General features: G+C 67.8%; 24 protein-coding genes and 1 tRNA gene. 7 read left to right on the plus strand and 18 right to left on the minus strand.

The window, feature by feature from the left end; all coding sequences use genetic code 11:
- Positions 1–24 precede the first annotated feature (24 nt).
- The 9 genes from OR37_RS07145 to glmU form a co-directional block, all read right to left on the minus strand.
- On the minus strand, positions 25–486 hold the full coding sequence (locus OR37_RS07145) for a hypothetical protein (protein ID WP_004617574.1): 462 nt from the start codon (positions 484–486) through the stop codon (positions 25–27).
- A gap of 3 nt (positions 487–489) precedes the next feature.
- Positions 490–846 carry an aspartate 1-decarboxylase gene (panD, locus tag OR37_RS07150; protein ID WP_004617575.1) on the minus strand — a complete coding sequence of 119 codons (357 nt, stop codon included), beginning with the start codon at positions 844–846 and terminating at the stop codon, positions 490–492.
- A 247-nt stretch (positions 847–1,093) separates the two neighbouring features.
- The gene (locus OR37_RS07155) at positions 1,094–2,884 is read right to left on the minus strand and encodes a long-chain-acyl-CoA synthetase (RefSeq protein ID WP_004617577.1); all 1,791 of its coding nucleotides are present in this window, start codon (positions 2,882–2,884) and stop codon (positions 1,094–1,096) included.
- 101 nt (positions 2,885–2,985) lie between these two features.
- Positions 2,986–3,822 carry an aspartyl protease family protein gene (locus OR37_RS07160; protein WP_165570582.1) on the minus strand — a complete coding sequence of 279 codons (837 nt, stop codon included), beginning with the start codon at positions 3,820–3,822 and terminating at the stop codon, positions 2,986–2,988.
- A gap of 218 nt (positions 3,823–4,040) precedes the next feature.
- Complete coding sequence (locus tag OR37_RS07165; protein WP_004617581.1) at positions 4,041–5,420, minus strand: class II 3-deoxy-7-phosphoheptulonate synthase; 1,380 nt, start codon at positions 5,418–5,420, stop codon at positions 4,041–4,043.
- A 112-nt stretch (positions 5,421–5,532) separates the two neighbouring features.
- Positions 5,533–6,756 (minus strand): O-antigen ligase family protein, encoded by a 1,224-nt coding sequence (locus OR37_RS07170; RefSeq protein WP_004617583.1) that lies wholly within the window; start codon positions 6,754–6,756, stop codon positions 5,533–5,535.
- Positions 6,753–8,153 (minus strand): glutathione-disulfide reductase, encoded by a 1,401-nt coding sequence (gor, locus tag OR37_RS07175; RefSeq protein ID WP_004617585.1) that lies wholly within the window; start codon positions 8,151–8,153, stop codon positions 6,753–6,755. Before gor ends, OR37_RS07170 begins: the two co-directional genes overlap by 4 nt.
- Before the next feature lie 56 nt (positions 8,154–8,209).
- Complete coding sequence (rpiA, locus tag OR37_RS07180; RefSeq protein WP_004617587.1) at positions 8,210–8,896, minus strand: ribose-5-phosphate isomerase RpiA; 687 nt, start codon at positions 8,894–8,896, stop codon at positions 8,210–8,212.
- Positions 8,893–10,269: a bifunctional UDP-N-acetylglucosamine diphosphorylase/glucosamine-1-phosphate N-acetyltransferase GlmU gene (glmU, locus tag OR37_RS07185; protein ID WP_004617591.1), complete on the minus strand. Its 1,377-nt coding sequence runs from the start codon at positions 10,267–10,269 to the stop codon at positions 8,893–8,895. The genes rpiA and glmU overlap by 4 nt, the downstream gene beginning before the upstream one ends.
- A 70-nt stretch (positions 10,270–10,339) precedes the next feature.
- Between glmU and OR37_RS07190 the strand changes: the two genes are divergently transcribed.
- From OR37_RS07190 to OR37_RS07200, 3 genes are all read left to right on the plus strand, one after another.
- On the plus strand, positions 10,340–11,053 hold the full coding sequence (locus tag OR37_RS07190; protein ID WP_004617593.1) for a phosphoglycolate phosphatase: 714 nt from the start codon (positions 10,340–10,342) through the stop codon (positions 11,051–11,053).
- 47 nt (positions 11,054–11,100) lie between these two features.
- Positions 11,101–11,175 (plus strand) — tRNA-Val (locus tag OR37_RS07195).
- A 211-nt stretch (positions 11,176–11,386) separates the two neighbouring features.
- Positions 11,387–12,547 carry a glycosyltransferase gene (locus tag OR37_RS07200; RefSeq protein ID WP_004617595.1) on the plus strand — a complete coding sequence of 387 codons (1,161 nt, stop codon included), beginning with the start codon at positions 11,387–11,389 and terminating at the stop codon, positions 12,545–12,547.
- Here OR37_RS07200 and OR37_RS07205 read toward each other — a convergent pair.
- Positions 12,542–13,477, minus strand: a complete 936-nt coding sequence (locus OR37_RS07205) for a LysR family transcriptional regulator (protein WP_165570583.1) — start codon at positions 13,475–13,477, stop codon at positions 12,542–12,544. The genes OR37_RS07200 and OR37_RS07205 overlap by 6 nt on opposite strands.
- A gap of 128 nt (positions 13,478–13,605) precedes the next feature.
- Between OR37_RS07205 and OR37_RS07210 the strand changes: the two genes are divergently transcribed.
- From OR37_RS07210 to OR37_RS07220, 3 genes are read left to right on the plus strand one after another with little or no spacing between them, the layout of a single operon-like run.
- Complete coding sequence (locus OR37_RS07210; RefSeq protein ID WP_004617599.1) at positions 13,606–14,679, plus strand: HlyD family secretion protein; 1,074 nt, start codon at positions 13,606–13,608, stop codon at positions 14,677–14,679.
- 1 nt (position 14,680) lies between these two features.
- Complete coding sequence (locus tag OR37_RS07215) at positions 14,681–16,207, plus strand: DHA2 family efflux MFS transporter permease subunit (protein ID WP_004617601.1); 1,527 nt, start codon at positions 14,681–14,683, stop codon at positions 16,205–16,207.
- A complete protein-coding gene (locus OR37_RS07220) occupies positions 16,191–17,642 on the plus strand; it encodes an efflux transporter outer membrane subunit (RefSeq protein WP_004617604.1) in 1,452 nt (483 codons plus the stop codon). Before OR37_RS07215 ends, OR37_RS07220 begins: the two co-directional genes overlap by 17 nt.
- On the opposite strand, the gene OR37_RS07225 is transcribed toward OR37_RS07220, so the two are convergent.
- The 7 genes from OR37_RS07225 to OR37_RS07255 form a co-directional block, all read right to left on the minus strand.
- Complete coding sequence (locus OR37_RS07225; RefSeq protein WP_004617606.1) at positions 17,633–17,962, minus strand: hypothetical protein; 330 nt, start codon at positions 17,960–17,962, stop codon at positions 17,633–17,635. The two genes, OR37_RS07220 and OR37_RS07225, sit on opposite strands and share 10 nt — an antisense overlap.
- Before the next feature lie 115 nt (positions 17,963–18,077).
- A complete protein-coding gene (locus OR37_RS07230; RefSeq protein WP_004617608.1) occupies positions 18,078–18,833 on the minus strand; it encodes a FadR/GntR family transcriptional regulator in 756 nt (251 codons plus the stop codon).
- 31 nt (positions 18,834–18,864) lie between these two features.
- Positions 18,865–20,061: a glycoside hydrolase family 88/105 protein gene (locus OR37_RS07235; RefSeq protein WP_004617610.1), complete on the minus strand. Its 1,197-nt coding sequence runs from the start codon at positions 20,059–20,061 to the stop codon at positions 18,865–18,867.
- The gene (gene kduI, locus OR37_RS07240; RefSeq protein WP_235046553.1) at positions 20,058–20,927 is read right to left on the minus strand and encodes a 5-dehydro-4-deoxy-D-glucuronate isomerase; all 870 of its coding nucleotides are present in this window, start codon (positions 20,925–20,927) and stop codon (positions 20,058–20,060) included. The genes OR37_RS07235 and kduI overlap by 4 nt, the downstream gene beginning before the upstream one ends.
- A gap of 346 nt (positions 20,928–21,273) precedes the next feature.
- Complete coding sequence (locus tag OR37_RS07245; RefSeq protein ID WP_035017068.1) at positions 21,274–22,053, minus strand: FadR/GntR family transcriptional regulator; 780 nt, start codon at positions 22,051–22,053, stop codon at positions 21,274–21,276.
- Between the two features lie 342 nt (positions 22,054–22,395).
- Entirely contained in the window at positions 22,396–22,626 is a 231-nt protein-coding gene (locus tag OR37_RS07250) for a hypothetical protein (RefSeq protein ID WP_004617616.1), read from the minus strand.
- 77 nt (positions 22,627–22,703) lie between these two features.
- On the minus strand, positions 22,704–23,432 hold the full coding sequence (locus OR37_RS07255) for a glutathione S-transferase family protein (RefSeq protein WP_004617619.1): 729 nt from the start codon (positions 23,430–23,432) through the stop codon (positions 22,704–22,706).
- Between the two features lie 93 nt (positions 23,433–23,525).
- Between OR37_RS07255 and OR37_RS07260 the strand changes: the two genes are divergently transcribed.
- Entirely contained in the window at positions 23,526–24,245 is a 720-nt protein-coding gene (locus OR37_RS07260) for a helix-turn-helix transcriptional regulator (protein ID WP_004617621.1), read from the plus strand.
- Here the strand turns inward: OR37_RS07260 and OR37_RS07265 are convergent, their stop codons facing one another.
- On the minus strand, positions 24,246–25,217 hold the full coding sequence (locus tag OR37_RS07265; RefSeq protein ID WP_004617623.1) for an alpha/beta hydrolase: 972 nt from the start codon (positions 25,215–25,217) through the stop codon (positions 24,246–24,248).
- Positions 25,218–25,283 lie beyond the last annotated feature (66 nt).

Consider the following 25,283-nt stretch of genomic DNA (forward strand, 5'->3'; position numbering starts at 1 on the left):
GGCCGCGTCACGCTTGGGCGGCTATTAGAAGCCGGCCTTGGCGAAGGCGTGCAGCACCCGGTCCTGGATCTCGACGCCCGGCAGGGCCCGGTCGCCCTCCATCACGGCGACGTAGCTGAAATGGCTGTCCGGCTTGCCCGGGCTGGGCGGCACGGGGCCCATGGCCCATCCGACCGAGTTGCCGGCCGCCGACGGACTGGGGCAGCTGATGAAGCGGGCGGGCTTGCCCGCCCCGGTCTTGGACAAGGCTTCGGCCGTGGTCTGGCCGCCATCGCAAGACGGCAAGGTGCGCGCGCAGGTGACGTAGCCGCCGCCTCGCCACACCATATGCCCCTGGGCGTCGGTGATGATCACGCAGGTCGAGGGCGAGCCGATGGAGCGTCCGATGGCCTGGGCCAGCTTGGTGTCGTCGACCCCTTCCGGCAGCTTCTGGGCGCAGGCCGAAAGGCTCAAAGCGGCGAGCGCGAAAAAGGCCGTGCGCCGCATCGCCTAGGCCGCCTTCTTGATCAGGTTGCCTTCATCCAGCAGCACGACCGTCGGGGCGTAGTTGCGCGCCTCCTCGGCCGCCATCTGGCAATAGGCGACCACGATCACCAGGTCGTTCTTCTGCACCAGGCGGGCCGCGGCGCCGTTGACGCCGATCACCTTCGAGCCGCGCGGGGCTTCGATGGCGTAGGTGGTGAAGCGCGCGCCATTGGTGATGTTGAGCACGTCGACCTGCTCGTTCGGGAGGATGCCCGAGGCGTCCAGAAGGTCGCGATCGATGGCGATCGAACCCTCATAGTCGAGGTCGGCCTGGGTCACCGTGGCGCGGTGCAGCTTGGCCTTGAGCATGGTAAGCATCATGGCGACGGGATCCATCCCTTTGAGAAATATCGTTTTTCGAGCCGCCACACACTAGAGCCTTATCCGCTCGAATGGAATCATTCGAGCGGAAAAATAAGGCTCTAAATCAAACATTTAGAGCGTGATAACCGCCGAAACCGCTCACACTTTCGGCTACCACACTCTAGGCTCATCCATCCGGCCCAGCCATATAGACACAAGCCCCAGCCCGTTCAATCGCGCCGGGCTGGCGGGCTTGGCCAAGTCGTCAAAGCTTGAACGCGCCGCTTTCGATCTTGGCGTGCAGGGCCTTGGTGATCTTCACATAGCCATTGGCTGGATCGCGGAAGTACAGCGGGTCCTTGGTCTTGGCCGGGTCGAAGCCATCATTGACCAGATCGATCTTGCGGTACTTGAACGTGCCGGTCGTCTCGATCGCCTTTTGCAGCCGCACGAAGACCGGCCGCGCGTAGCCGGGCATATGCTCGTCGACATGCTTGCCGAAACCCTCGAGGTCGAATTCGTCGTCGGTGACCAACGAGGCCATGCCGGCCTTGCCGTCCAGGTCGCCGACCTTGACCCCGTAGACATTGACCTCCAGCACGCCGGGGAAGCCGGCGATGCGCTCGGCCACCTCGCTGGTGGCGACGTTCTCGCCTTTCCAGCGGAAGGTGTCGCCGATCCGGTCGACGAAATAGATGTAGCCGTCGCCGTCGATCTTCATCAGGTCGCCGGTGCGGAACCAGGCGTCGCCCTTCTCGAAGACGTCGCGCAGCACCTTCTTCTCGGTGGCGGCCTTGTCGGCGTAGCCGGTGTAGTTCGAACGCGCGTCGCTGCCGATATGGCCGATGCACTCGCCGACCTCGCCCGGCGCGACCTCGACGCAGCAGCCGTTGGCTCCGCGCACCGGCATCTCTTCCTCGACGTCGAACTTGACGATGCGGATGTTGAACTTCTTCTTCAGATAGCCAGGCACCCGGCCGATCGCGCCGCGCTTGCCGTCGAAATTGAACAGCGAGACGTTGCCCTCGGTCGCGCCATAGAATTCAAGCACGCCGCCGACCTTGAATCGGTCGAGCATCGTGTCCCAGACGTCGGGACGCAGGCCGTTGCCGAAGATCAGGCGCAACTTGTGGGCGCGCTCCAGCTCATGTTCGGGCTGGTTGGCGAGGTAGCGGCACAGCTCGCCGATATAGACGAACATCGTGCAGTTCTCGGTGACGACGTCCGGCCAGAAATGGGTGGCCGAGAACTTCTTGCGCAGCACGATCGAGCCGCCGTTCAACAGCCCCGCGCCCAGGGCGCAGAGGCCGCCGGTGGCGTGGTACAGCGGCAGGGTCACGTAGATGCGGTCGGTCTCCTTGGCCCCCGTCGAGCCGGCGAAGCCGCGCATGTAGAGCTGGGCACGCATGTGAGTGATGCGCGCGGCCTTGGGCAAGCCCGTCGTGCCGCTGGTGAAGATGAAGAGCGCGGTGTCCTTGGCGGTGATGCCGTCGCGGGCCGTCAAGCGGTCGGGCCGCAGCTGGCTGCAGCTCTTCAGCGCCTTGACCAGATCGCGCTGGTCGTCGTGGACCGGCCCCAGCACCCACTGCTGCACGTGGCGCTCCAGCTGCCCCTTCACGTCCTCGAAGCAGGGCGAGGTTTCGGGATCGACGATGCAGTGCAGCGCTTGGGAGATGTTCAGGCAGTGGGCCAGGGCCGCGCCGGTCAACTGGTTGTTGATCAGCGCCGTGGCGACGCCGACCTTGGTCAGGCCGTACCAGATGGCCAGGTATTCCAGCCGGTTAGGCATGAACAGCGCGACGGTCTGGCCGCGTGTCAGCCCCTGCCCCTTGGCCCAGTGCGCGTAGCGGTTGGCGATGGCGTCCAGCTCGGCATAGGAAACCGTCTTGCCTTCGAAGGTGATCGCGGGCCGGTCGCCATACTTGTCGACGGCCGCCTCCAGGTCGTCGCAGATCAGATTGACACTGTCCGGAGCGATGGATTTCACGCGCTTGAGCGTGCGGGAAAGGCCCTTCAGGAACCGAACTTCCCGCCGAATCTTCTGGCTCAAGCGCATCTAGACTCTCCCTTCAAACAACCATTGGAGAGCCCCGCGCGACGGGTCAAGCCGCCGCGTGCTGCATTGCAAACCTTTCGCTGTTCGTTGAAAAACGGTGATCAGTTTAGGCCGGTCATACTGAAGCGAAACTCGCCTCGCTTGAAGTCGAGGGCCACGGATCGGAACTTCTGAAGCACGTCCGCGCCGATCAACAGCGCCGGGCGATCCGTCAGCCCCCAGTAGTCGAAAGTGTGTATCGGCCCCATAACAACGGGAACCGCGCGGATCTGGACCGGCCCGATACGCAGAAAGCTGAGAATGGCCACGGTTCCGGACATCTCTTGGCCCGTGACGCTCTTGAGGCGCAGATCCAACGCCGAGCCAAGGATGGCCTCGTGCGCCTTCGCCGCCCGCAGCAAGGCGAGATTACCGATGGTGGTCGTCGAGCCGCTGTCGATAAAGGCCGTCAGCGCCACACCGGGAATCACCGCGTCGATCAAGGTCAGGCCGTTGCGCTGGGTCTTGGCTGGTACGGTGAAGGTGTCCCCGCGTGGCAGCGGCAGATGCGGCGCGATGGTCATGCGCCGCCGCGAATAGTCCAGCATCACGTTGTTGCCCGCCAGCCAGTCCAGACCCAAGAGACCATCCGCGCCAAGGTTCTGGCGCGGCACGACCGGGACGCGCATGTCCGCCCGCTCTCGCCGACCCGAGCGCATCGACGCCACCACGACTTCGTCCACGACCGCCGAACCGGCGACGCCATGCAAGACCGTGCGTCCGGCCCGCGCTAGACCCAGGGCGTCGGCCAATTCCATTGAGATCGCGGAATTGTCGGCTCCGGTATCGACCAAGAAAGCGTAAGGCCCCCGTCCATTGACCGACACTTGAGCCGTCAGGCGCTCGGCGGGATCCAGCAAACGCAGAAGGTCCGTCGTGGCCGTTTCCGATCTCGCCACGGGCGATGGGGTATTTCGATCTTGAGCCCAGGACAGCGCCGGCGCTAGGCCCGCGCCCACGGCTGCCGTCAGGATCGCTCTTCGCGATGTCCCTTGGCGAAACAATCAGCGTCCTCCCGGATCTTTGGGAGGACGCTATGTCCAATACCGAAGTTAAGCCAGCGATCTCACCCTAAACACGCCGCGAACAAACGATATTCGGTCGCGACCATGGCGCCTCACCCCGCCGCCAACCGGCGCTGATCGTCGCGGGCCGACTTCAGCTTTTCCGCCACCAGGAACGCCAGTTCCAGCGCCTGCTCGCCGTTCAGGCGGGGATCGCAGTGCGTGTGATAGCGGTCGGCGAGGTCCGTCTCCGAGACCGCCCGGGCGCCGCCCAGGCATTCGGTGACGTTCTGGCCGGTCATCTCCAGGTGGACGCCGCCGGGGTGGACGCCCTCGGCCTGGGCGATCTCCACGAAGCTCTTCACTTCGCTCAGAATGCGGTCGAACGGGCGGGTCTTGTAGCCGGTCGAGGCCTTCAGCGTATTGCCGTGCATCGGGTCCGTGGCCCAGACCACCGAGCGGCCAGCCGACTTGGTCGCCTTCATCAGGCGCGGCAGGCGATCGGCGATCTTGTCCGAGCCGAAGCGACCATAGAGGGTCAGGCGGCCCGGCTCGTTGTTCGGGTTCAGCACGTCGATCAGGCGCAGCAGGTCGTCGCCCTCCATGGTCGGGCCGCACTTCAGGCCGATCGGGTTCTTCACCCCCTTCATGAACTCGACATGGGCGCCGTCCAGCTGACGGGTGCGCTCGCCGATCCACAGCAGGTGGGCGCTGGTGTCGTACCAGTCGCCGGAGGTGCTATCGACGCGGGTCATGGCTTCCTCGAAGCCCAGCAGCAGGGCCTCGTGGCTGGTGAAGAACTCGACGCGGCGCAGGTCCGGCTGGGTGTCGGGCGTGACCCCGACGGCCGACATGAAGGTCAGGGCCTCGGAGATCTTCTCCGACAGTTCTCGATAACGCGCGCCCTGCGGGCTGTCGCCGACGAAGCCCAGGGTCCAGCGGTGGATGTTGTAGAGGTCGGCATAGCCGCCGCTGGCGAAGGCCCGCAGCAGGTTCAGGGTCGCGGCCGATTGGCCATAGGCCTTCAGCAGCCGATCCGGATCGGGCACGCGCTCGGCTTCGCTGAAGTCCATGCCGTTGATGATGTCGCCCCGGTACGACGGCAGGGTCCGATCGCCGACGGTCTCGACCGGTTCGGAGCGCGGCTTGGCGAACTGGCCGGCGATGCGGCCGACCTTCACCACCGGCTTGCCGCCGGCGAAGGTCAGCACCACCGCCATCTGCAGGATCAGGCGGAAGGTGTCGCGGATATTGTCCGCGTGGAATTCCTTGAAGCTCTCGGCGCAGTCGCCGCCCTGAAGCAGGAAGGCGCGGCCCTCCGCCACATCGCCCAGCAGCGTCTTCAAGCGACGCGCCTCGCCGGCGAACACCAGCGGCGGCATCTGGCGAAGCGTCTGCTCGACCCGCTCCACGGCGCCCATGTCTGGATAGTCGGTGGGCATGTGCTTGGCGGGTTTGGCTCTCCAGGCGGCGGGGGTCCAGCGGGCGGTCATGACAGGCTCGATCATTGCAAGGGGCGGGGTAGATATCGCGAAAAGGACGGAAAGGCAAAATCGTGCGGCTAGATAGCGTCAATCCAACGGAGCGAGAAAAGTCGTTGTCGCGCTAGCGCGGCGAAGCGCTCGATTTTTGCGCGACGCCGCAGGCGATAGCGGCCAGAGCGCCCAGGGCGATCCACCACTCCTGCCAGACGCCAAAGCTGATGCCGCCGATGGTCAAATAGGCGACCAAGGTCGCCGCCGCCATGGCGCCGTCGCGACGGTCCTCCCCGGTCAGCCCCACGACGCGATAGGCGAGCCAGGCGAAGAAGGCCCCGGCCAGGGCCGCGCCGATCGAACCCAGCTCCAGCCACAGCTGGATGGCCGCGTCGTGGGTGTGCAGCGGGATGGCGTTTCCAAACATCCGACTGGCGTCGATGCCCCAGCCGCGCAGCGGATGCTGAACCGTCTCGTTGGCGGCGAAAGCCCAGATATTCAGGCGCGCGTCCCATGACGGCGGGGCCAGCACGTGCAGCCAGGCGATGAAGCCGCTCCGCACCGACCACAGCACCACCATCGGCGCGAAGATGAACGGCACGGCCACGATCGGGATCAGGGCGCGGGCGACCGGCTTGCCGATCAGGCGCACGCCCAGCCAAACGAGACCGCCCGCCAGCAGGGCCGCGATCGGCGCGTCGGCCCCGGTGAAGTGCGCGCCGGCGATGGTCAGAACGGCCATGGCCGCGATGATGATGGTCCGCCCCCGCACGCGCCAGGCGTCCAGGATGCGAGCGCATGGCCATAACAGCAGCGCCAGCGGATAGGCGCCCATCGACACCTTGACCATGGCCAGGTCCGGCCGGATCGGGTCATGGCTGGCTCGCCGCAGCGCCTGGAAGATCTTGGCCTGCAACGCCCCGTCCAAAGCGGTGATCAGAGCCAAGGCCGCGGCGGCCACGATCATCACCGCGCCCGCCCGCCGCGCGGAGCGCCGCGACAGGGTCCCCAGCGCCGCGACGGCCGCGCCGTAGAAGCCCAACTCCAGCGCAAGCTTGAAGGCGGTGAAGGCGCCGAGAGCCTTGTCCTTCTTCAGGTCGGCCAGATGCGGCGCCGCGGGGCTCCAGTGAAGGCTGATCAGCGCCCACGCCAGCAGCGGCAAAAGCACGAAGATGGGCAGCATCGGCGGCCGCGCGCGGGCCAGGGTCGGCGTGACCAAAAGGCCGGTCAAGGCCAGCAGCGGCGCGAACCCCAGCGGCGCCAGGTAGCCCACCAGCGGGATCATCGCCATCAGGAAGACGGCGACCGCGCCCAGCCAGGGCGTGCGGCGCTCGGGCGCGAGCTCCGACGTCATCCAATCCCGCCGACTTCGACCGGAATGTATTTCTCCCGCAGCGTGACCAGTTCCTCGGCCAGGGTCGGGTGAACCGCGCAGGTCGAGTCCCACTGCGGCTTGGTCACGCCCATCTTCACGGCGATGGCGGCCATCTGGATGATCTCGGGCGAGTCCGGCCCCACCACATGGACGCCCAGCACGCGCTGGTCGTCCTGCTTGACCACCAGCTTGATCAGGCACCGCTCCTGGCCGCCATAGAAGGTGATCTTCATCGGGCGAAACACCGAGCGGTAGATGTCGACGCCGCCGAACGCATGACGCGCCTCGGCCTCGGTCATGCCCACCGAGCCCACCGGCGGCTGCGAGAACACCGCCGAGGCGACCATCTCGTGATCGAAGGTGGTCGGGTTGTCGTAAAACTCGGTCTGGGCGAAGGCCGCGCCTTCGCGGATAGCCACGGGCGTCAAATTGATGCGGTCCGTCACGTCGCCCACGGCCCAGATGCTGGCGACATTGGTCCTGGAGTGCTCGTCGACGGCGATCGCGCCCTTGTCGTTGAGCTTCACACCGGCCTTCTCCAGCCCCAGCCCCTGGACGTAGGGCTCGCGGCCAGTGGCGAACATCACCGCCTCGGTCTCGAAGGTCAGGTCGTTGGACAGGGTGCTGACCAACACGCCGTCCTCGGCTTTCTCGATGCTCTTGTGCGAGCATCCCAAAACCACCTTGATCCCGCGCTTTTCCAGCTCGTCGGCCAGGTGCGAGCGCACATCGTCGTCGAAGCCGCGCAGAATATTGGCGCCGCGATAAAGCAGCGTGGTCTGCACGCCCAGGCCGTTGAAGATCCCGGCGAACTCGACGGCGATGTAGCCGCCGCCGACGATCAGGATGCTCTTGGGCAGCTTCGGCAGATGGAACGCCTCGTCCGAGGTGATGCCCAGCTCCGCGCCGGGGAAGTCGGGGCGCACGGGCCGGCCGCCCGTCGCGACCAGGATCTTCCGGGCGGTGTAGGTTCCCGCGTCCTTGCCGCCTTCCTTGGGCAGGACCTCGACGGTGTGGGCGTCCAGGATCTGGGCGCGGCCATGCAACAGATGCGCCCCGGCCTTCTGCAGGTTGGTGACATAGATGCCCGACAGACGCGCGATCTCGACGTCCTTATCGTGCAGGAAGCTCTTCCAGTCGAAGTGGGCGTCGCCGATCGTCCAGCCATAGCCCTTGGCCGTCTTCAGCTGGCTCGTGACCTCGCTGGCGTAGACCATGAACTTCTTGGGCACGCAGCCCCGGATCACGCAGGTGCCGCCGACTCGATACTCCTCGGCCACGGCGACCTTGGCCCCGGTCATCGCCGCAAGGCGCGCCGCGCGCACGCCGCCGGAGCCCGCGCCAATGACGAAGAGATCGAAGTCGTAGTCAGCCATCACGGCCTCCGGAAACTGCGGTTTGGCGGCTTATCTAGGGCGGCGAGCGCCGAAGGTCAGGGGCGCAGATGGATAACGCCCTGATCCGTGCCGACTAGGGCCTCATCGGCGAGGTCCAGGAACAGGCCGTGATCGACCACGCCCGTGACGCTTTTCAGCGCCGTGGCCAGGGCCGCGGGCTCGTCGATGCGGCCCGAGGCCATGTCGTAGATCAGGTTGCCGCCGTCGGTCACCACCATGCCCCGATCGGCCTGGCGCAGGCGCGGCGGCGGCAGGTCGAACTCGGCGGCGATATCGGCCAGGCGGCGGCCCGTATGGACGTGACCGAAACGCACGACCTCGATCGGCAGCGGGAACTTGCCCAGGACGTCGACCTTCTTGGCGGCGTCGGCGATGACGACACAGCGGGTCGAGGCCTCCCAGACCAGCTTCTCGCGCAGCAGGGCCGCGCCGCCGCCCTTGATCAGCGACAGCCCCGGACCGATCTCGTCGGCGCCGTCGACGGTCAGGTCGATCGTCTTGACGTCGTCCAGCGCCGCCAGCGGCAGGCCCAGCTCTCGCGCCATGTTGGCGGTGGCCTCCGAGGTGGGCACGCCGCGAATGTCGGACAGCCCGCGCGCGGCCAGCGCCTTGACGAACCAGGCGGCCGTCGAGCCGGTGCCCAGCCCCACCACCATGCCGTTCTCGACGAGCTCCGCCGCGGCTTCGCCCGAGAGGCGCTTCTGATCGTCGGCGCTGCTCATGCCTTGTTGTCCTTCTTCGCCTGCTTCAGGGCGCGGAACTTGGCCGCCCACCCCGCCTTGACGGTTTGCTCGGCGCGTCCTAGCGCCAGCGCCCCGTCCTCGACATCCTTGGTGATCACCGAGCCCGATCCCGTCATCGCTCCGTCGCCCACCCGCACGGGCGCGACCAGGGCGCTGTTCGAGCCGATGAACGCGCCCTTGCCGACGTGGGTCTCGAACTTGTCGAAGCCGTCGTAGTTGCAGAAGATCGTCCCGGCCCCGATGTTGGCCTTCTCGCCCACCGAGCCGTCGCCCAGATAGCTGAGGTGATTGGCCTTGGCCCCGGCTCCGACCTTGACCTTCTTGACCTCGACGAAGTTGCCGATGTGGGCTTCGGCTCCGATTTCCGCGCCGGGCCGCAGACGAGCATAGGGACCGATCAAGGCCCCCTCGCCCACCACCGCGCCTTCCAGGTGGCTGAAGGCCTTGATCACCGCGCCGCTGGCGACGCTGACGCCCGGACCGAAGACCACGAACGGCTCGATCGTCACGCCGCCGGCGATCTGGGTGTCCCAAGACAGGTGAACGGTGTCCGGAGCGGGCATGGTCACGCCCTCGGCCATCAGCGCCTTGCGTCGGGCGGCCTGCCAGACCGCTTCGGCGGCGGCCAGCTCGGCCTGGGCGTTGACCCCCTGCACCGAGGTCTCCGGCGCGAAGGCGGCGCGCGCCGTCATCCCGCGCCCGTTGGCCAGACCCACGACGTCGGTCAGGTAGTACTCGCCCTTGGCGTTGTCGTTGCGCACATCGGCGAGGATGCCGAACAGCGTCGCCCGATCGGCCGCCATGACGCCGGAATTGCAGGCCTTCACCTGTTTGGTCGCCGCGTCGGCTTCCTTTTCCTCGACAATGCTCAGAAGCAGGTTGTCGGGCCCCAGGACCAGCCGGCCATAGCCGGTCGGGTCGGCCGCCTCGAAGCCCAGCACCGCGACGTCCGCGCCCTCGGCCAGGACCTGGAACAGCGGTGCGATCACGCCAGCCGTCGTCAGGGGGCAATCGGCGTAGGTGACGACGACGTCGCCCTCGAAATCGGCCAGGGCGTCCTTGGCCGCCAGCACGGCGTGGCCGGTGCCCATCGGCGGATCCTGGATCACGGTCGAGCCCGCGCCCAGCCGCTTGCGGACGCTCTCGCCGACTTGGGGGCTGTGCGCCCCGACCACGACGACGATGCGCTCGCAGCCCAGGTTCTGAGCCGCGTCGATAGCGTGGTCGGTCAGGGTGCGGCCAGCCAGCTTGTGAAGCACCTTGGGCGTCGGCGACTTCATCCGCGTGCCTTGGCCAGCGGCCAGGATCACGGCGGCGCGCGGGCGGGCCGGCTTGGAGACGAGATCAGTCATGGGCGTGGGCGACTCCCCAAAGCGCGTTCAGCGTTGCATTAGCCGCGCAATTGACGGAAATGCCAGAGCCATGCGCGCGCTTCATGACCTGAACGGGGCGACCATCGCCTTCGATCTCGACGGCACCCTGGTCGACACGGCGCCCGATCTGGTCGGGTCGCTGAACTTCATCCTCGCCGAGGAGGCCCTGCCGCCCCTGCCCTTCGACGCGGTGCGGCTGATGGTCGGTCGCGGCGCCCGGGCCTTGCTGGAGCGCGGTTTCGCGGCCGCTGGCTCACCCCTCGACGCCGAGCGCGCCCCGCCGCTGGTCCAGCGCTTCATCAACCACTACCTGACCCGCATCGCCCAGGACAGCGCGCCCTTCCCTGGCGTGGTCGAGGTGCTCACCGACTTGAAGGCGGCCGGCGTGAAGCTGGTGGTCTGCACCAACAAGCTGACCCATCTGTCGGACGCCCTGCTGGAGGCGGTGCATCTGCTGCCGTTCTTCGACGCCGTGATCGGCGCCGACAGCGCTCCGGCCGCCAAGCCCGACGGCCGCCACGTCGCGACCGCCATCGCCGCCGTGGGCGGCGAGATCGGCCGCGCCGTCATGGTCGGCGACAGCATCAACGACGCCCTCGGCGCCCGCAACGCCGGCGTTCCCAGCGTGCTGGTCTCCTTCGGCTATACCGAGGCGCCGGTCGACACCCTGGGCGCCGATCGGGTCATCCACAGCTTTTTGGACGTCCCGGAGGCCTGCGCGACGCTTTTGGCCTCTTGCCCCGCGCCGAACACCAGACTATAGACCCCCTCCTCTCGCGGATCGGTCCCGCACGGACCGGCCCCAAAGGCGGATGCGTAGCTCAGCGGGAGAGCACCTCGTTCACACCGAGGGGGTCACAGGTTCAATCCCTGTCGCATCCACCATATTTTTCCGACATTGCCATGGCGCGGCGGAGGAACTCCTCAGGCATATCTCAAGCCTGGCGCGCCGTTCGCCTTCCAGTCGAAAAGCGTCGGGAGCCAAAGCCAAGTTTGCGCGTTCCTTACCGATACAGGGCTTTGGTCACGCTAGCGCCGCACAATGAGCTTAACCATTGATCCGAATCGCGCCGGACGATCGGGAGCCGCGCATCGGATGCAAACGTCGCCAGAGTCGGCGCGCCTCGTCGACACGACCATGTTCTATGCCCCCGCCAGCGGCGGGGTCCGACGCTATCTCTCGGAGAAGAGCGCGTGGATCGCCCGCGCGCGGCCCGATCTGCGTCACACGATCATCGTCCCCGGGCGGAAGACCGGCGCCCCGGGACCTGGCCTGGGCTACGTGCGCTGTCCTCCCCTGCCCCTCAGCGGCGGCTATCGACTGCCGCTGCGCCGCTCGGCCTGGGTCGATCGTATCGTCGCCGAGCAACCCGACCTGATCGAGGCGGGCGACCCTTATGTGCCGGGCTTCGCCGCGCGGGAGGCCGGGCGGCGACTGCACGTGCCGGTCGTCGGGTTTTTCCATAGCGACCTGACCGCCCTGGCCCGCGTGCGCTTCGGAGCCTGGACCGGTCCCGCCGCGCGGCGGGCGACCGCTCGGCTCTGCGATGGATTCGACCTGTTGCTCGCGCCCAGCCAGTCCGCCGCCACGACCCTGCGCGACGTCGGCTTCGACCGGGTCGCCGTGATGCCGCTCGGCGTCGATCTCGAGGTCTTCCGGCCGACACCCGAGGCGTCCCATCGCCTGCGCCACCAGCTGGGCCTGGCCAAGGACGACCGCCTGCTGGTCTTCGCCGGACGGCCGGCGCCAGAAAAGCGCGTCGACGTGCTGGTCGAGGCGGTCCGGCAACTCGGACCTCAAGCCAAACTCCTGCTGATCGGCTGCGGCGACCGCTTCGCGCGGGACCCGCAGGTGCTGGCCCTGCCCTTCGAGGCCGACTCCGATCGCCTGGCGCTGTGGCTGGGCGCGGCCGACGCCCTGATCCACGCCAATCCGTCCGAGACCCTGGGTCTGATCGCCCTCGAGGCCATGGCCTGCGGGACCCCCGTCATCGGAATCGACGCCGGCGGCATCGGCGAGGTGGTCGACGTGTCGGCCGGCGAGCTGGCCTCGGATGGCTCGCCCGAGGCCTTGGCGCGGGCCGCCCGCCGCCTGTTCGCCCGCGACCAGGACGCCCTGCGGTCGGCGGCGCGCAAGCACGTCGCCCGCCACTACAGCTGGCCCGCCGCCTTCGAGCGGCTGATGGGCGTTTATCACGAGCTGACCGGCCTGGCCGCCTTTCGGCCGCCCGTCGCGGTCCCATCCGCTCCTTTATAGCGTCGCGGCGGCCGCCTGGCAGACGCTCAGCAACCAGTCATTGGGCGAGCCCGGGCCATCCGTCGCCCGCAGCACCGCGCCGAACGGCGTCGGCGAAGGAGCGACAGGCGGTTCGATCATCATCACCTTGCCGCGCTCGGCAGCCAACTGGGCCAGACGCCGGGGAAGAACACAGACCATGTCCGAGCGACCGACCATGTTGAGCGCGCTGAAGGAGTCCTGCACCGAGAAAGGTCGCGGCGAATCTTCGCCCAGGGCATAGCGCTCGCCCCACGAGGTGACGCGGCGAAGGCCGAGGTGCCCCGCGGACGTGCGATCGGGATCGTCATTGCCGCCCGTGACCGCCAGATGCGGCAGACCTGCCAGAACCTCGTAGCTGACGCCGTCGACAAAGGCGGGATGGCCCACCCGAGCCACCCAGACGCCCGTCTCCTCGAAGAGCTGGCGATAGCTGAAACGCCCGGGGATCGCCTCGAAGCAGCCGATCACCATGTCCAGCGCGCCAGTGTCCAGATCCTCGGTCATGCCCGCGTAGAGATTGCGGAAGTGAACCTGGACGTTCGGGGCCAGCGCGAGCACGCGTTCGGCGATCAGCGGCCCCAGGACGTAGGAGATGTAACTCCCGGCCGCGATATGAAAAGCGTGGTGATCAACGGAAGGATCGAACCTTTGGGCGGTCACCGCCGTTTCCAGAAGCTTGAGAGCCGTGCGGGCCGCATCGGCGATCTCCAGCGCGCGCGGCGTCGGCCTCAAGCCTGTCTGCCCGCGCACGAAGAGGTCGTCGCGCACCATTTCGCGCAGGCGGCGCAGCGCGTGGCTGACCGCCGATTGCGAAAGGCCAAGACGCTCGCCGGCTCTTGTCGCGTTCTTCTCTTCCAGCAGAGTGACGAAGACCCGGAACAGGTTCAGATCGGCGGTTCTAAAATTCATGGGATTCATGGCTGTTGTGAAAATATATCATTTCCATCATGACAGGCGGAGTCCTATTTCGCGGCGAGGGTTCGCGACCGAACGAGCCCCGAGGATTCCCCAAAACCCAAAGACAGTTGGAGCAGCGCGTGAGCGACGCTGAAGGCTACGAGGCTATCGCCGACGCGGAGGTCGACCTGGCGGGTCGCCGCCGAAAAAGGACCTTGGGTCAAAGGCTGCGCTGGCCGTTGATGATTGGCGTACCGGTCCTGATCCTGGTCGGCGTCGGCGTCGCCATCCTGACGGGCGGCAAGTCGGAAACCACCGACAACGCCTATGTCCAGGCCAGCCGCACGGCGATCAGCGCCAGCATCGGCGGTCGCGTGACCGAGATCGACGTCCGCGAGAACCAGCCGGTCAAGAAGGGTCAGGTGCTGTTCCGCCTGGATCCGGCCGACTATCAGGTCGCCGTGTCCGAAGCCGAGGCCGCCCTCGCCCAGGCCCGCTTCGACGTCCAGGGTCGCCGCGCCATCTACGACCAGCGCCTGGCCGACCTGGCCGCAGCGCGGGAAACCTTCGGCTACGCCCAGCGTGAAGCGGCCCGCCAGCGCGATCTCGCCGCCGCCGGCGTCGCCACCAAGGCGCAGGCGGACGAGGCCAAGCACGCCGCCGACCAAGCCCAGCGCCAGATCGCCGTGGTCCAGCAACAGGTCGCCGCGGCCCTGGCCGATCTGGGCGGCCGGGCCGACACGCCGGCGGATCGCCAACCCAAGGTCCTGGAGGCGCAGGCCCGCCTGGAGCGCGCCAAGCTGGATCGCTCCTACGCCGCCGTGATCGCGCCGAGCGACGGGGTCGTCGCCAAGGTCGAACAGCTGCAGGTCGGCCAGCGCGTCGAGCAGTCCAAGCCGCTGTTCTGGCTGATCTCGGGCAAGCCGTGGATCGAGGCCAACTTCAAGGAAGACCAGTTGGCCCACATGCGCATCGGTCAGCCGGCGACGGTCAAGGTCGACGCCTATGACAAGGCGCTGAAAGCCCACGTCGAGAGCTTCAGTCCCGGCACCGGCTCCAGCTTCGCCCTGCTGCCGGCCGAGAACGCCACCGGCAACTGGGTCAAGGTGGTCCAGCGCGTGCCCGTGCGCCTGGCGCTTGACGAGGCCGCCCCCGCCAATCTCGGCGCGGGCCTCAGCGCCAAGGTCAAGGTCGACGTCCGGTCGGGTCGCTAGGATGTCCCAAGACGGCCACGCGCGTGACGTCGCCAACCGGATCCCGATCACGATCTCGGTGATGCTGGCGACGATCATGATCTCACTGGACACCACGATCGCCAACGTCGCCCTGCCCCACATCCAGGGCAGCGTCTCGGCCTCGACCGACCAGATCACCTGGGTGCTGACCTCCTACATCGTGGCCTCGACGATCATGACGCCGCTGACCGGCTTCCTGACCGAGCGGATGGGACGGAAGATGGTGCTGATCGTCTCGATCATCGGCTTCACCGTCGCGTCGATGCTGTGCGGGATCGCCGGCAACCTGGTCGAGATCGTGCTGTTCCGCCTGCTGCAGGGTCTGTTCGGCGCGGCGCTGATCCCGTTGTCCCAGGCCGTTCTGCTGGACATCAACCCGCCCGAGCGCCACGGCCAGGCCATGGCCGTCTGGGGCGCCGGCGCGGTGCTGGGTCCGCTGCTCGGCCCGGGCCTGGGCGGCTGGCTGACCGACAATCTCGACTGGCGGTGGGTGTTCTTCATCAACCTGCCGATCGGTATTCTGGCCTTTTGCGGCGTCTTCTTTTTCCTGTCGGAGAAGAAGAGCGCCGAGAAGCGTCGCTTCGACACCCTGGGCTTCCTCGCCCTCGCGGTCGCCATCGGCGCCTTCCAGCTGATGCTGGACCGCGGCCCGAGCCAGGACTGGCTGGGCTCGACGGAGATCTGGACCGAGCTGATCGTGGCGGTCATCGCCATCTGGATTTTCGGCGTGCAACTAGCCACGGCCGAGAAGCCCTTCGTGGCCCGCGAACTGCTGGCCGATGGCAACTTCGTCACGTGCTGTATCTTCGGCTTCTTTATCGGCATCCTGCTCTACAGCACGCTCTCCCTGCTTCCGCCGCTGATGCAGACGCTGCTGGGCTATCCCGTGGCCTTCACCGGCCTTGTGTCGATGCCTCGGGGGTTGGGCTCGTTCATCGCGATGTTCACGGTGGGCCAGCTGATGAGCCGAATGAACATCAAGCTGATCCTGACCATCGGCCTAGCCGTCAGCGCGATCTCGCTCTGGCAGATGAGTCACTACAATCTCGAGATGGACACCACGCTCTTGATCACCTCGGGCTTCCTGTCCGGCGCGGGCACGGGGCTGATCTTCGTGCCGCTCAGCACGATCGCCTTCGCCAAGGTCGCGCCGCAGTTTCGCGCCGAGGGCGCGGGCCTGTTCACGCTGATCCGCAACATCGGCTCGGCCGCCGGCATCTCGATCATGCAGGCCCTGTTCGTCAGCGGCGTCGAGAAGCACCACGCGGTTCTCGTCGAGCACGCACGGCCGGACAATCCGCTCTACCAGGCCTACGCGCCGACGGCCTTCTCGACCGACGCGGCCTTGGCGGCCCTGAACGGCGCCATAGGCCGCCAGGCCGCCATGTTGTCCTATCTGGACGACTTCCGGCTGATGCTGGTGATCACCATCGCCTGCGCGCCGCTCATTCTCCTCATGCGAACCCCGAAACAGGGGGCCAAGGCCGTCAATGTCGCCGACCACTAAGCTGCTCGCCGCCCTGCTGGCGGCCACCTCCCTGACCGCCTGCGCGACGGTGGGACCGAACTTCGAGAAGCCCGACGCGCCGAAGACCGCTTCAGCGCTCGGCGCGGGCGAGACCGCGCCCAACGCCGCGCGCCTCGATTCCGGCGCGAGCGTCGCCGGCCCCTGGTGGAAGGCTCTGGGCTCGCCCGAGCTGGACGCGGTCATCCGCCAGGCCCTCAAGGACAGCCCCACGCTCGCCGAGGCCGACGCGACCCTGGCCCAGGCCTCCTCGGCCCTGGCCGAGGCGCGGGGCGTGGCGGGCCCGCAGGTCAGCGGCAACGCCGGCCTCACCCGGCAGCGCGCCAATCTGCAAGCCTTCGGCTTCACCGGATTTGGCGACATCAAGCTGAGCAACCCGACCTTCAGCCTGTACTCGGTCGGCGGCGCGGTCAGCTACGACCTTGATCTCTGGGGCGGCAACCGGCGCCGGATCGAAGGCGCGACGGCCCGGGCCGAGGCGGAGGGCCGGCGCGCCGAGGCGGCCTATCTCAGCCTCACCGCCAATGTCGCCCTGCAGGCGGCGACCATCGCCACCCTGCGCGCCCAGATCGCCTGCGTGGAACAGATGATCGCCGACGACCAGGCCAATATCGAGCTCGTCCGCAAGGCCAATGCCCTGGGCGGCTCGACGAACCTGGCCAATGTCGCCGCCGCCAGCCAGCTGGAACAGGACCGCGCCCAACTGCCCGCCCTGCAAGGCGAGCTGGCCGCCGCGCGTCACGCGCTGGCCGTGTTGGTCGGCAAGGCGCCCGCCGACTGGAGCGCCCCGACCTTCGACCTGTCGACCTTGGCCCTCAGCGCGCCCGTGCCCGTCGCCCTGCCCTCGCGGATCGTGCGCCAGCGTCCGGACATCCTGGCCGCCGAGGCCGAGCTCCACGCGGCCACGGCCGATATCGGGGTGGCGACCGCGGACCTCTATCCGAACATCCGCCTGACCGCGTCCCTGACCCAGGGGGCGCTGAAGCCGGGAGATCTGTTCTCCTATGACGCCAGCGGCTGGGCTCTGGGCCCGAGCCTGACGGCGCCGATCTTCGACGGCGGCGCGTTGAAGGCGCGTCGCCAGCGGGCGCGCGAGGCCGCCCGCGCCGCCAGCGCGCGCTATCAAGAGACCGTGCTCAAGGCGTTCGGACAGGTCGCCGACGCGCTGTCGGCCCTCTCGGCGGACGAAACCGCGCTGGCCGCCCAGCAACGCGCCGAACAGCAGGCGAGCGAACGGCTGCGCTTGGCCCGTCTGGCGTTCGATAAGGGCGGCGGCACCTTGCTGGAGGTGACCGATGCTCAACGCACGCTGAACGCGGCCCGCTCGGCCCGATCGCGCGCGGAGGGCCAGCGGCTGGTCGACGCGATCCGCCTGTTCGCCGCCACCGGCGCCGATTGGCGCGCCGGTCAGGGCTGAGGCGCGATTCCCGCGCGCAGCCGGGCGGCGACATCGCCCAGGGTGATCGCCGAAAGGGCTTCGTTGACTTCCAGGACGCCTTGGCCGTGCTGCTGCGACAGGTTGCCGGTGAAGTCCGTCAGGGCGGTGACGTGCTGCGCGAGGAGGTCGACCATGTGCAGCTCCTGCAGCACCGACATCCGGTGCTCGGACGGCACCACCTCCAGCAGCTTGCCCAGGGCCACGTCCAGGTGACCGCAGGCCACGGCCGCGATGGACATCTCCGACGAGATCGCCTTCAGCACTGTCTCGACGTTCGCGGGCGCCAGCTTGTCCGACATCAAAAACCCCCTGATTCGCTCAAGGCAGGTCAACACGCGTCGGCCCGCGACGGCAAGGCCTTGATTCATGCGGCGAATTATCGCGCCGGAGGACAGGGCGCGCCCATGGACAACGTCAGATGGCGGTGCGACGCAGCAATTCGTCGCGGCGCTCCGCCATTTCCAGCCGGGTGCGTTCCAGGGCGTCGCGCTCGGCCATGGCCAGCAGAGCCTCGACCGTGCGGTTGAGATGCTCGTGGATCACCCGGCGCGCCTCCTTGGGATCGCGATCGCGCAAGGCGGCGACAATGCTCCGATGATCCTCGGCGAAGACCTCCGGCGCGGCCAGGCGCACGCGGCGCAGCTGGCCGGCGCAGTCCGGAAATTGGCGGCGCAGCGTCCAGATTTCCTCGACCGCCGCGACGATGGCGGCGTTGCGGGTGGCGTGGGCCACGGACAGATGGAAGTCATGCTCCAGCCGCTCGCCTTCCTCGGTGGCGGCCAGGCTGGCCATGTCGCGGGCCATGCGCTCCAAGGCCGCCACCTGCTCGTCGCTGACCGCCGCGGCGGCCAGGGCGCAGGCTTCGCCTTCGAACAATCGCCGAGCCTCGGTCAGTTCCAAGGCGCTGATCTCCGGCTCCGCCGCATCGTCCTCCGACTTGCCGCGCGCGATGACATAGACGCCGGAGCCCTGACGAGCCTCGACCAATCCCTGGAACTCCAGCGCGATCATCGCGTCGCGGACCGTCGGACGGCTGACCCCGAACGAGTCGGCCAGCCCCCGTTCCGACGGCAGGCGATCCCCGGGCGCGTAGCGTCCCTCGGCGATCGAGGCCGCGATCGAGCGCGCCACCTGCTGGTATAGTTTCTGGGGATCCGGCGCGCCGCGCATCAACCCTCGCTTGGGATTCTGAAGCGCCATCTTAGCGCGTGGCCAGGCCTTGGGAAGCTTGCGCCAGGGCGCGAACCTCGCTGGCCGCCAGCAGGAAGGCGCCGACGCCGTAGAGCTGGGTGTCATCACGGCCAACCTGATCGGGCGCGGCGCCGACGCGCTGCACCCAACCCAGGCGCCCGTCCGGCTCGACCGCCGCCGCAAGGGCCTTCCAACCCTTGTCGATCACCCGACCGTAGCGCGCGCGCGGCAGCAGGCCATGGTTTACGCCCCAGGCCAGGCCATAGACGAAGAAGCCCGTGCCGCTGGTCTCCGGCGTCTTTTGCGGCTCCAGCAGCGAGACGGGCCAATAGCCGCTCTCGCCCTGCAAGGCGGCGATCCGTTCGGCCATCTGCTTGAAGATCGCTTCGTACTTCTTGCGGCTGGGATGGTTGGCGGGGAGGTCCTGCAGGATTCGCGCGATGCCGGCGAAGGCCCAGCCATTGCCGCGCCCCCAGAAGATCTTCTGACCCGCATCGCTGCGTTGCCGGATGAAACGGCTGTCGCGGAAATAGAGGTGGTCGGTCTTGTCGTAGAGATAGTCCGTCGTCGCCCAGAACTCGCGATCGGCGTGCTCCAGATAGCGCTTGTCGCCGCTGACCTTGGACAGCGCCACCCAGGTGGGCGGCGCCATGAAGATCGCGTCGCTCCAGCACCAGCGCGCCTGGCAATAAGGATCGCCCTTCTCCGGCTTGGGCTCGAAGTCCAGCGACACCGTGGACGGATTGGCCAACACCGCATCGAAGCGGGCGCGGATCGGCGTCAGCTTGGCGGGATCGCGCGTGCGGGCGGCGGCCCAGACCCAGGCCGCGCCGATCGCGTCAGCGTCCGCGTGACGCGGTCGCCCGTCGAAGCCCCAGCCCTCGGCCTCGCCGTGCTGGATCACCGCGCTGGCCAGATAGGGATCCTGAACCGCGTCGGCGAAGGTGTAGAGGCCGATATAGAACGCCGCCTGAATCCAGTTACGCGGCGCCGCCGTGTCCCTGCGGAACTGATTGACCGGTACGTAGTCGAACTTGTCCATGTGCCGCAGTTGCCAGGCGGCGACCTGGCGGCCGACGGTGTCGACCGAGGCGACCGGTACGCCGACCACGGCGGGGGCGGCGGCGCGCGGCGCGGCCAGGGCCGGCGCGGCGACGCCCAGCGCGACGGCGGTCGCCGCGGCCTTCAGCAAGGTCTTCAAGCTCATTTGGCCCCCTCTCCCGTCCCCGCGCCCACGCCAAGGTCCGACACGGCCAGCACGTCCATGTCGTCGAATTCCAAGTTCTCGCCGCCCATCGACCAGACGAAGCTATAGGCCCCGGTGCCGACGCCGCTATGGATCGACCAACTGGGCGAGAACACCGCTTCGCCATCGTCCATGAACACCGCGCGCGGCTCGGCGGGATCGCCCATCAGGTGCATGACCCGCCCCGGGGCGGCGTCGAAATACATGTAGATCTCGCTGCGCCGACGATGGGTGTGCGGCGGCATCGTGTTCCAGACATTGCCGCTTTCCAGCTCGGTGAAGCCCATGACCAGCTGGCAGGTGTCGACGATGCCAGGGCGGATGCTCTGGCGGATCACCCGGCGGTTGGCGGCTGACGCCTCTCCCGCGAAGATCACGCGGGCCTCCTCGCGACGCACCCGCTTGCAGGGGTGGCTGGCGTGGGCCGGATAGCTGACGAAATAGTAGCGGGCTGGCTCGGCCGGATCGTCGCTGGCGAAGCTGACCGACTCGACCCCTCGGCCGATATAAAGGCTGTCGCGACGATCCAGATCATGGCGCTGGCCGTCGAGGCTCACCGAACCGGGACCGCCGATATTGATGACGCCGACCTCGCGCCGCTCGCAGAAGAACCGCGCCGCCAGCGCCTTGTCGGTAGGCAGGATCAGCGGTGCGTCGACGGGCATGGCCGAGCCCACCACCGCCCGCTCGACCTCCAGATAGCTCAGGCGCAGTTGTCCGGGCTGGAACAGGCCGTCGATGACGAAGGTGTCGCGCAGTTCGCGCGCGGTCATGCGGCTCATCCCCGCCCGGTCGGCGCTCTCGCGATACTCCATGGCGACGCTCATCGCCGACGCCCGCGAGGCGAGCGCGCGCCGACCGTCAAATCCAAGCGTGGCCGCTGCTTGGTCCGCATTCGCCCCCCGATTTTTCTCTGGTTTCTAAATCGACTTTACCAATCTGGGCGCGACGCCGTAAAGCCCGATCACACATCCAACGACCACGGAGCATCATTCCGTCGCAAGCCAAGAAATCCCGGGCGATGCGATCAATTATCCTGACCAGATTTAACCAACGCGGGCGCCCGTTATACAATTGGCCAACCCAATGCCAAAAGCCCGGACATGCCAATTGGAACACTGGCGCGAACCGACCAGCGAGGGCCCGAGGGCGATTACTTTTTGAGGAAGGGACCTACTTCGCGGCGCTGGCGGCGCGGAGGGCGATTTCCTCGCGCTTGGCCGCGAGGCTCTCGCGCGTGCGCTCGATGGCTTCCAGTTCGGCGGTCAGCAGCAGGTTCTCGATCAGCCCGCCCAGATGCGCCTGCATGGCGCCGCGCGCGGCCTTGGGGTCGCGGGTGCGCAGGGCCTCGACGATCTCCTGGTGTTCGTCCTTCAGCGGCCGCTTGCGGACGTGCCGGGCCTTTTCCAGCATCTGCATGCAAAGGCGCGAACGGTAGCGCAGGTCCCAGGTGTTCTCGACGATGCGAACAACGGCGTTGTTGCGCGTGGCGGCCGCGATCGAGATGTGGAACTGGCGGTCGGCCAGCTCGGACTGCTCCTTGGTGGCCTCCTCGCTATTCATCTCGGTGACCAGGGTTTCGAGATAGGCCAACTCTTCATCGGTGATCAGGGTGGCCGCCAGAGCCGCCGCCTCGCCTTCGAACAGGCGACGCGCCTCGGCCTGCTCGAAGGCTCCGATATCGAGGTCCTTCACCGGCGGCGGCGGCTGGTCCAGACGCACATAAACGCCGGAGCCCTGGCGGGCCTCCAGCAGGCCGCGCATTTCCAGGGCGATCACGGCGCGACGCACGGTCGGACGCGAGACGCCGAACTCGTCGGCGAGGTCGCGCTCGGACGGCAGGCGCTGGCCCGGCTGGTAGGTTCCATCGGCGATCGCCCCGCTGATCGCGGCGGCCACCTGTTGATAGAGCCTGGAATCGGTGGGCGGAGCGTCCGGCGAGGAAGTCGACATCTTGAAAACGGCCGCGGGAGGCGCCGAGGATCGACGCGCGTTCCGCAAGGACTAACGCGCGTCCCGCCGGCTCACAAGCCATGCCCGACGCCCAGTGGCCTTACCAGGACGCGCGAAACGCGTCGGGGCGACCGGAGGGAGGACTCCGGCCGCCATCGTCTACCGGCCCCGGGAGGAGGTTGGGCGCAAGATACGCAGCGTCCGTGGTCGACGAGCACGCGTTACACGGAGCGGAGACTCCATTCCGTCGCGCGTCAGCACACTAACGAAATTGGCCAGTCCCGCAACAGGAAATGGCCTTACCAATATCGCCAAACTTATTCGACCAATCTGTTAGCGGTCTCAAACCTGGAGCTTCAGCGCTTGGCCTGGTTGGGTCCAATCCCGGCGGGCGGTCGGATCCTCCAGCGCCGAGAGCTTGGGCTTTTCATGGTCCTTGGCGTTGATTCCATAGGGACCATCCTGGGGATGAGCCGGGTCGATGTGCTTCTTGGCGTAATCGACGTCCGTGCAGTTCTTGCACGAAAAGCCATTCACCGTGACGGGTTGCGGATAGTCGCCATTGATGGCCAACGCCCTGCCCTCCTCGTTCGCGCGGGATGCGCGATCGGCTATTCGCGCGAACGGGAGCGAAGGTTACAGGGTGCGCTTCAAGCCGCCTGGCGCAGGTTCCAGGGATGGGCCGGATAGAACTCGGCCATCATCCGCCCGACATAGCCGACAAGCCTGGGATAGCGCTCGGCCTCGTCGCGTAGGGGCGAGTCGAAGAACGGCGTCAGCATGGCCGCCAGCATCGCGAAGGCCGTCGCGTCGACGCCGACCGGGTGGCTGTCGCGCATCAGATAGGCCTTGTCCTCCAGCAGCTCATCCAGGGCCCGAAGCGACAGTCCGCCCAGCCAGATCACCTCTTCGCGCAGGTGGCGACCGACGCCGACGGCCCGAACATTGGTCGCCACCGCTTCCAGCAGCCCCTTGCGTAGGTCGTCTCGCAAGTGCTCCGGGGCCTGATCGAACCACCGGCCAGGGCCCCGCGCGAAGTTCCGAGGCTCCAGGAAGCGGAAATAGGTCGACACCCAGCCCAGCTGGTTCTCGATCATCCGCTCGATCGCCCAGGCCTGGGCGCGCTCCTTGCCCGACAAGCCCGTGTCCAGATCGACGCCGTACTTGTGCTCGATATGCGCGCGGATGAATGTCGAGTCGCCGATGGCCTGGGCGGCGTCCTCGATCCACGGCAGCTGGCCCTTGGGCGCGGTCTCGCGGCTGCCCTTGGTCTTGCGGTAGGGCAGCCCCGCCATCTTCAGCTGGACCTCGGTCTTGGTGACGTAGGGGCTGATCTCCGGCAAACCGAAGCCCTCTCCGGCGGCGAACAGCGTGATCATGACCCTCTCCCTCGTGCAAAGTCGCGATGACGACTTGCTACCGCCACGCTACTGCCAGCATGTTGTCAGCATCGCCGCCGGATAACGGACGCCATGAGACGCGCCGAACGCCTTTTCCAGATCATCCAGATCCTGCGCCGCAGCCGCGCGCCGGTGACCGCCGACGCCATAGCCGCCGAGCTGGAGACCTCGAAGCGCAGCGTCTATCGCGACATCGCCGCCCTGGTCGGCCAACGCGCCCCGATCCGCGGCGAGGCGGGCGTCGGCTATGTGCTGGAGGCCGGGTTCGACATGCCGCCGCTGATGCTGACCCCCGACGAGATCGAGGCGGCGGTGCTGGGCGCGCAGTGGGTGGCGGGGCGCGGCGACCCGGTTCTGGCCAAGGCCGCCAGCGACCTGATCAGCAAGATCGCGGCCGCCGTCCCCGACCGTCTGCGGCCCTATGTGCTGGAGCCGGCCGCCGCCGCCTCGCCGGCCTGGAAGCCGCAGGCCGACCGCATCGACGTCGCCCAGGTCCGGGCCTGGATCCACGCGGGTCGCAAGATCCGCCTCGACTACAGCGACGAGGCCGGCGCGATCAGCGAACGGGTGATCTGGCCCGTCACCGTGGGTTACCGCGAGACGGTGCGGATGATCATCGCCTGGTGCGAACTGCGCGAGGCCTTCCGCACCTTTCGCACCGACCGCGTGGTCGGCGCCGACTTCCTGGACGAGCGCCATGGCAAGCGGCCCGCCGTGCTCCGCGCCGAGTGGATCAAGTTCCGCGCGGCCGAGATCGCCGCCTGGACGTCGCGCGAGAACGCCGCCTGCTGATCACAGGCCGTGGCGCTTGGCGAAGGTCTCGAAGAGGCCGGGCCAGGCCGCCACCGGTTTGCCGGGCGTGGCGCGCAGGCCAAAGCCGTGGCCGCCTTCCTCGAAGATGTGCATCTCGGTCGGTACGGCCTTGGCCTTCAAGGCCGTGAACATCGCCAGCGAGTTCTCGACCGGCACGACCTTGTCATCCGCCGCGTGGACCTGAAACACCGGGCCAAGGCCTTCGCGCACCTGTTTCTCGGGCGATAGCTCGACCACGCGCTCGGGCGCGGCCTGGCCGCTCAGCAACTGCTTGCGCGACCCCGTGTGGCCAAAGGACAGGTCCAGGGTGATGACCGGATAGATCAGCGCCGACAGGCTGGGCTTGGCGGTCAGCTGGTCCGCCGCGTCGATCGGCGCGTAGGTGGCCGCGTCGAACCGGGTGGTCAGGTTGGCCGCCAGGTGCCCGCCGGCCGAGAAGCCCATGACCGCCACGCGGTCGGGAGAGAAGCCCATGGCCTGGGCCTTCGAGCGGATCAGGCGAACGGCCCGCTGGGCGTCCTGCAAGGGCGCGTCGCCGCCCGCCGCCCAGCCGTCGCCCGGCATCCGATAGAACAGCACGAAACAGGTGTAGCCGCGCTCGGCCAGCCACCGGCCCATCTCGTAGCCCTCCTTGTCCACCACGACCCGTTCGTAGCCGCCGCCCGGGATCAGCATCACGGCCGCGCCGTTCGCGATCTTCGGACGGAAGACGGCCAGGGTCGGCGTGCGGGTGTGGATCTGGGCGCGGTCGCGCGGCCCGTTGGGGCCGCTCCGCTCCAAGATCTTTTCCTCCACGGTGACCCCTTCGCCGCCCGGCGCGCCGCCCGGCCACAGGACGATGACTTCGGTGGGATCGGCTTGGTCCAAGGCCGCGGCCTCCGCTCCGCGCGCCGCCAGCGAGGCTAGAGCGCCGGTGACGAAGGCTCCCAAGGCGCCGCGACGGTTCAGCATGGATATGGCCTTCTGACGGGTTGTTGTTCACGCCGAGCCTAGAACGCGCCGGCGAATTTTGGAAAC

The sequence above is a fragment of the Caulobacter vibrioides OR37 genome, assembly GCF_000372645.1.
Taxonomy (GTDB): Bacteria; Pseudomonadota; Alphaproteobacteria; order Caulobacterales; family Caulobacteraceae; genus Caulobacter; species Caulobacter vibrioides_E.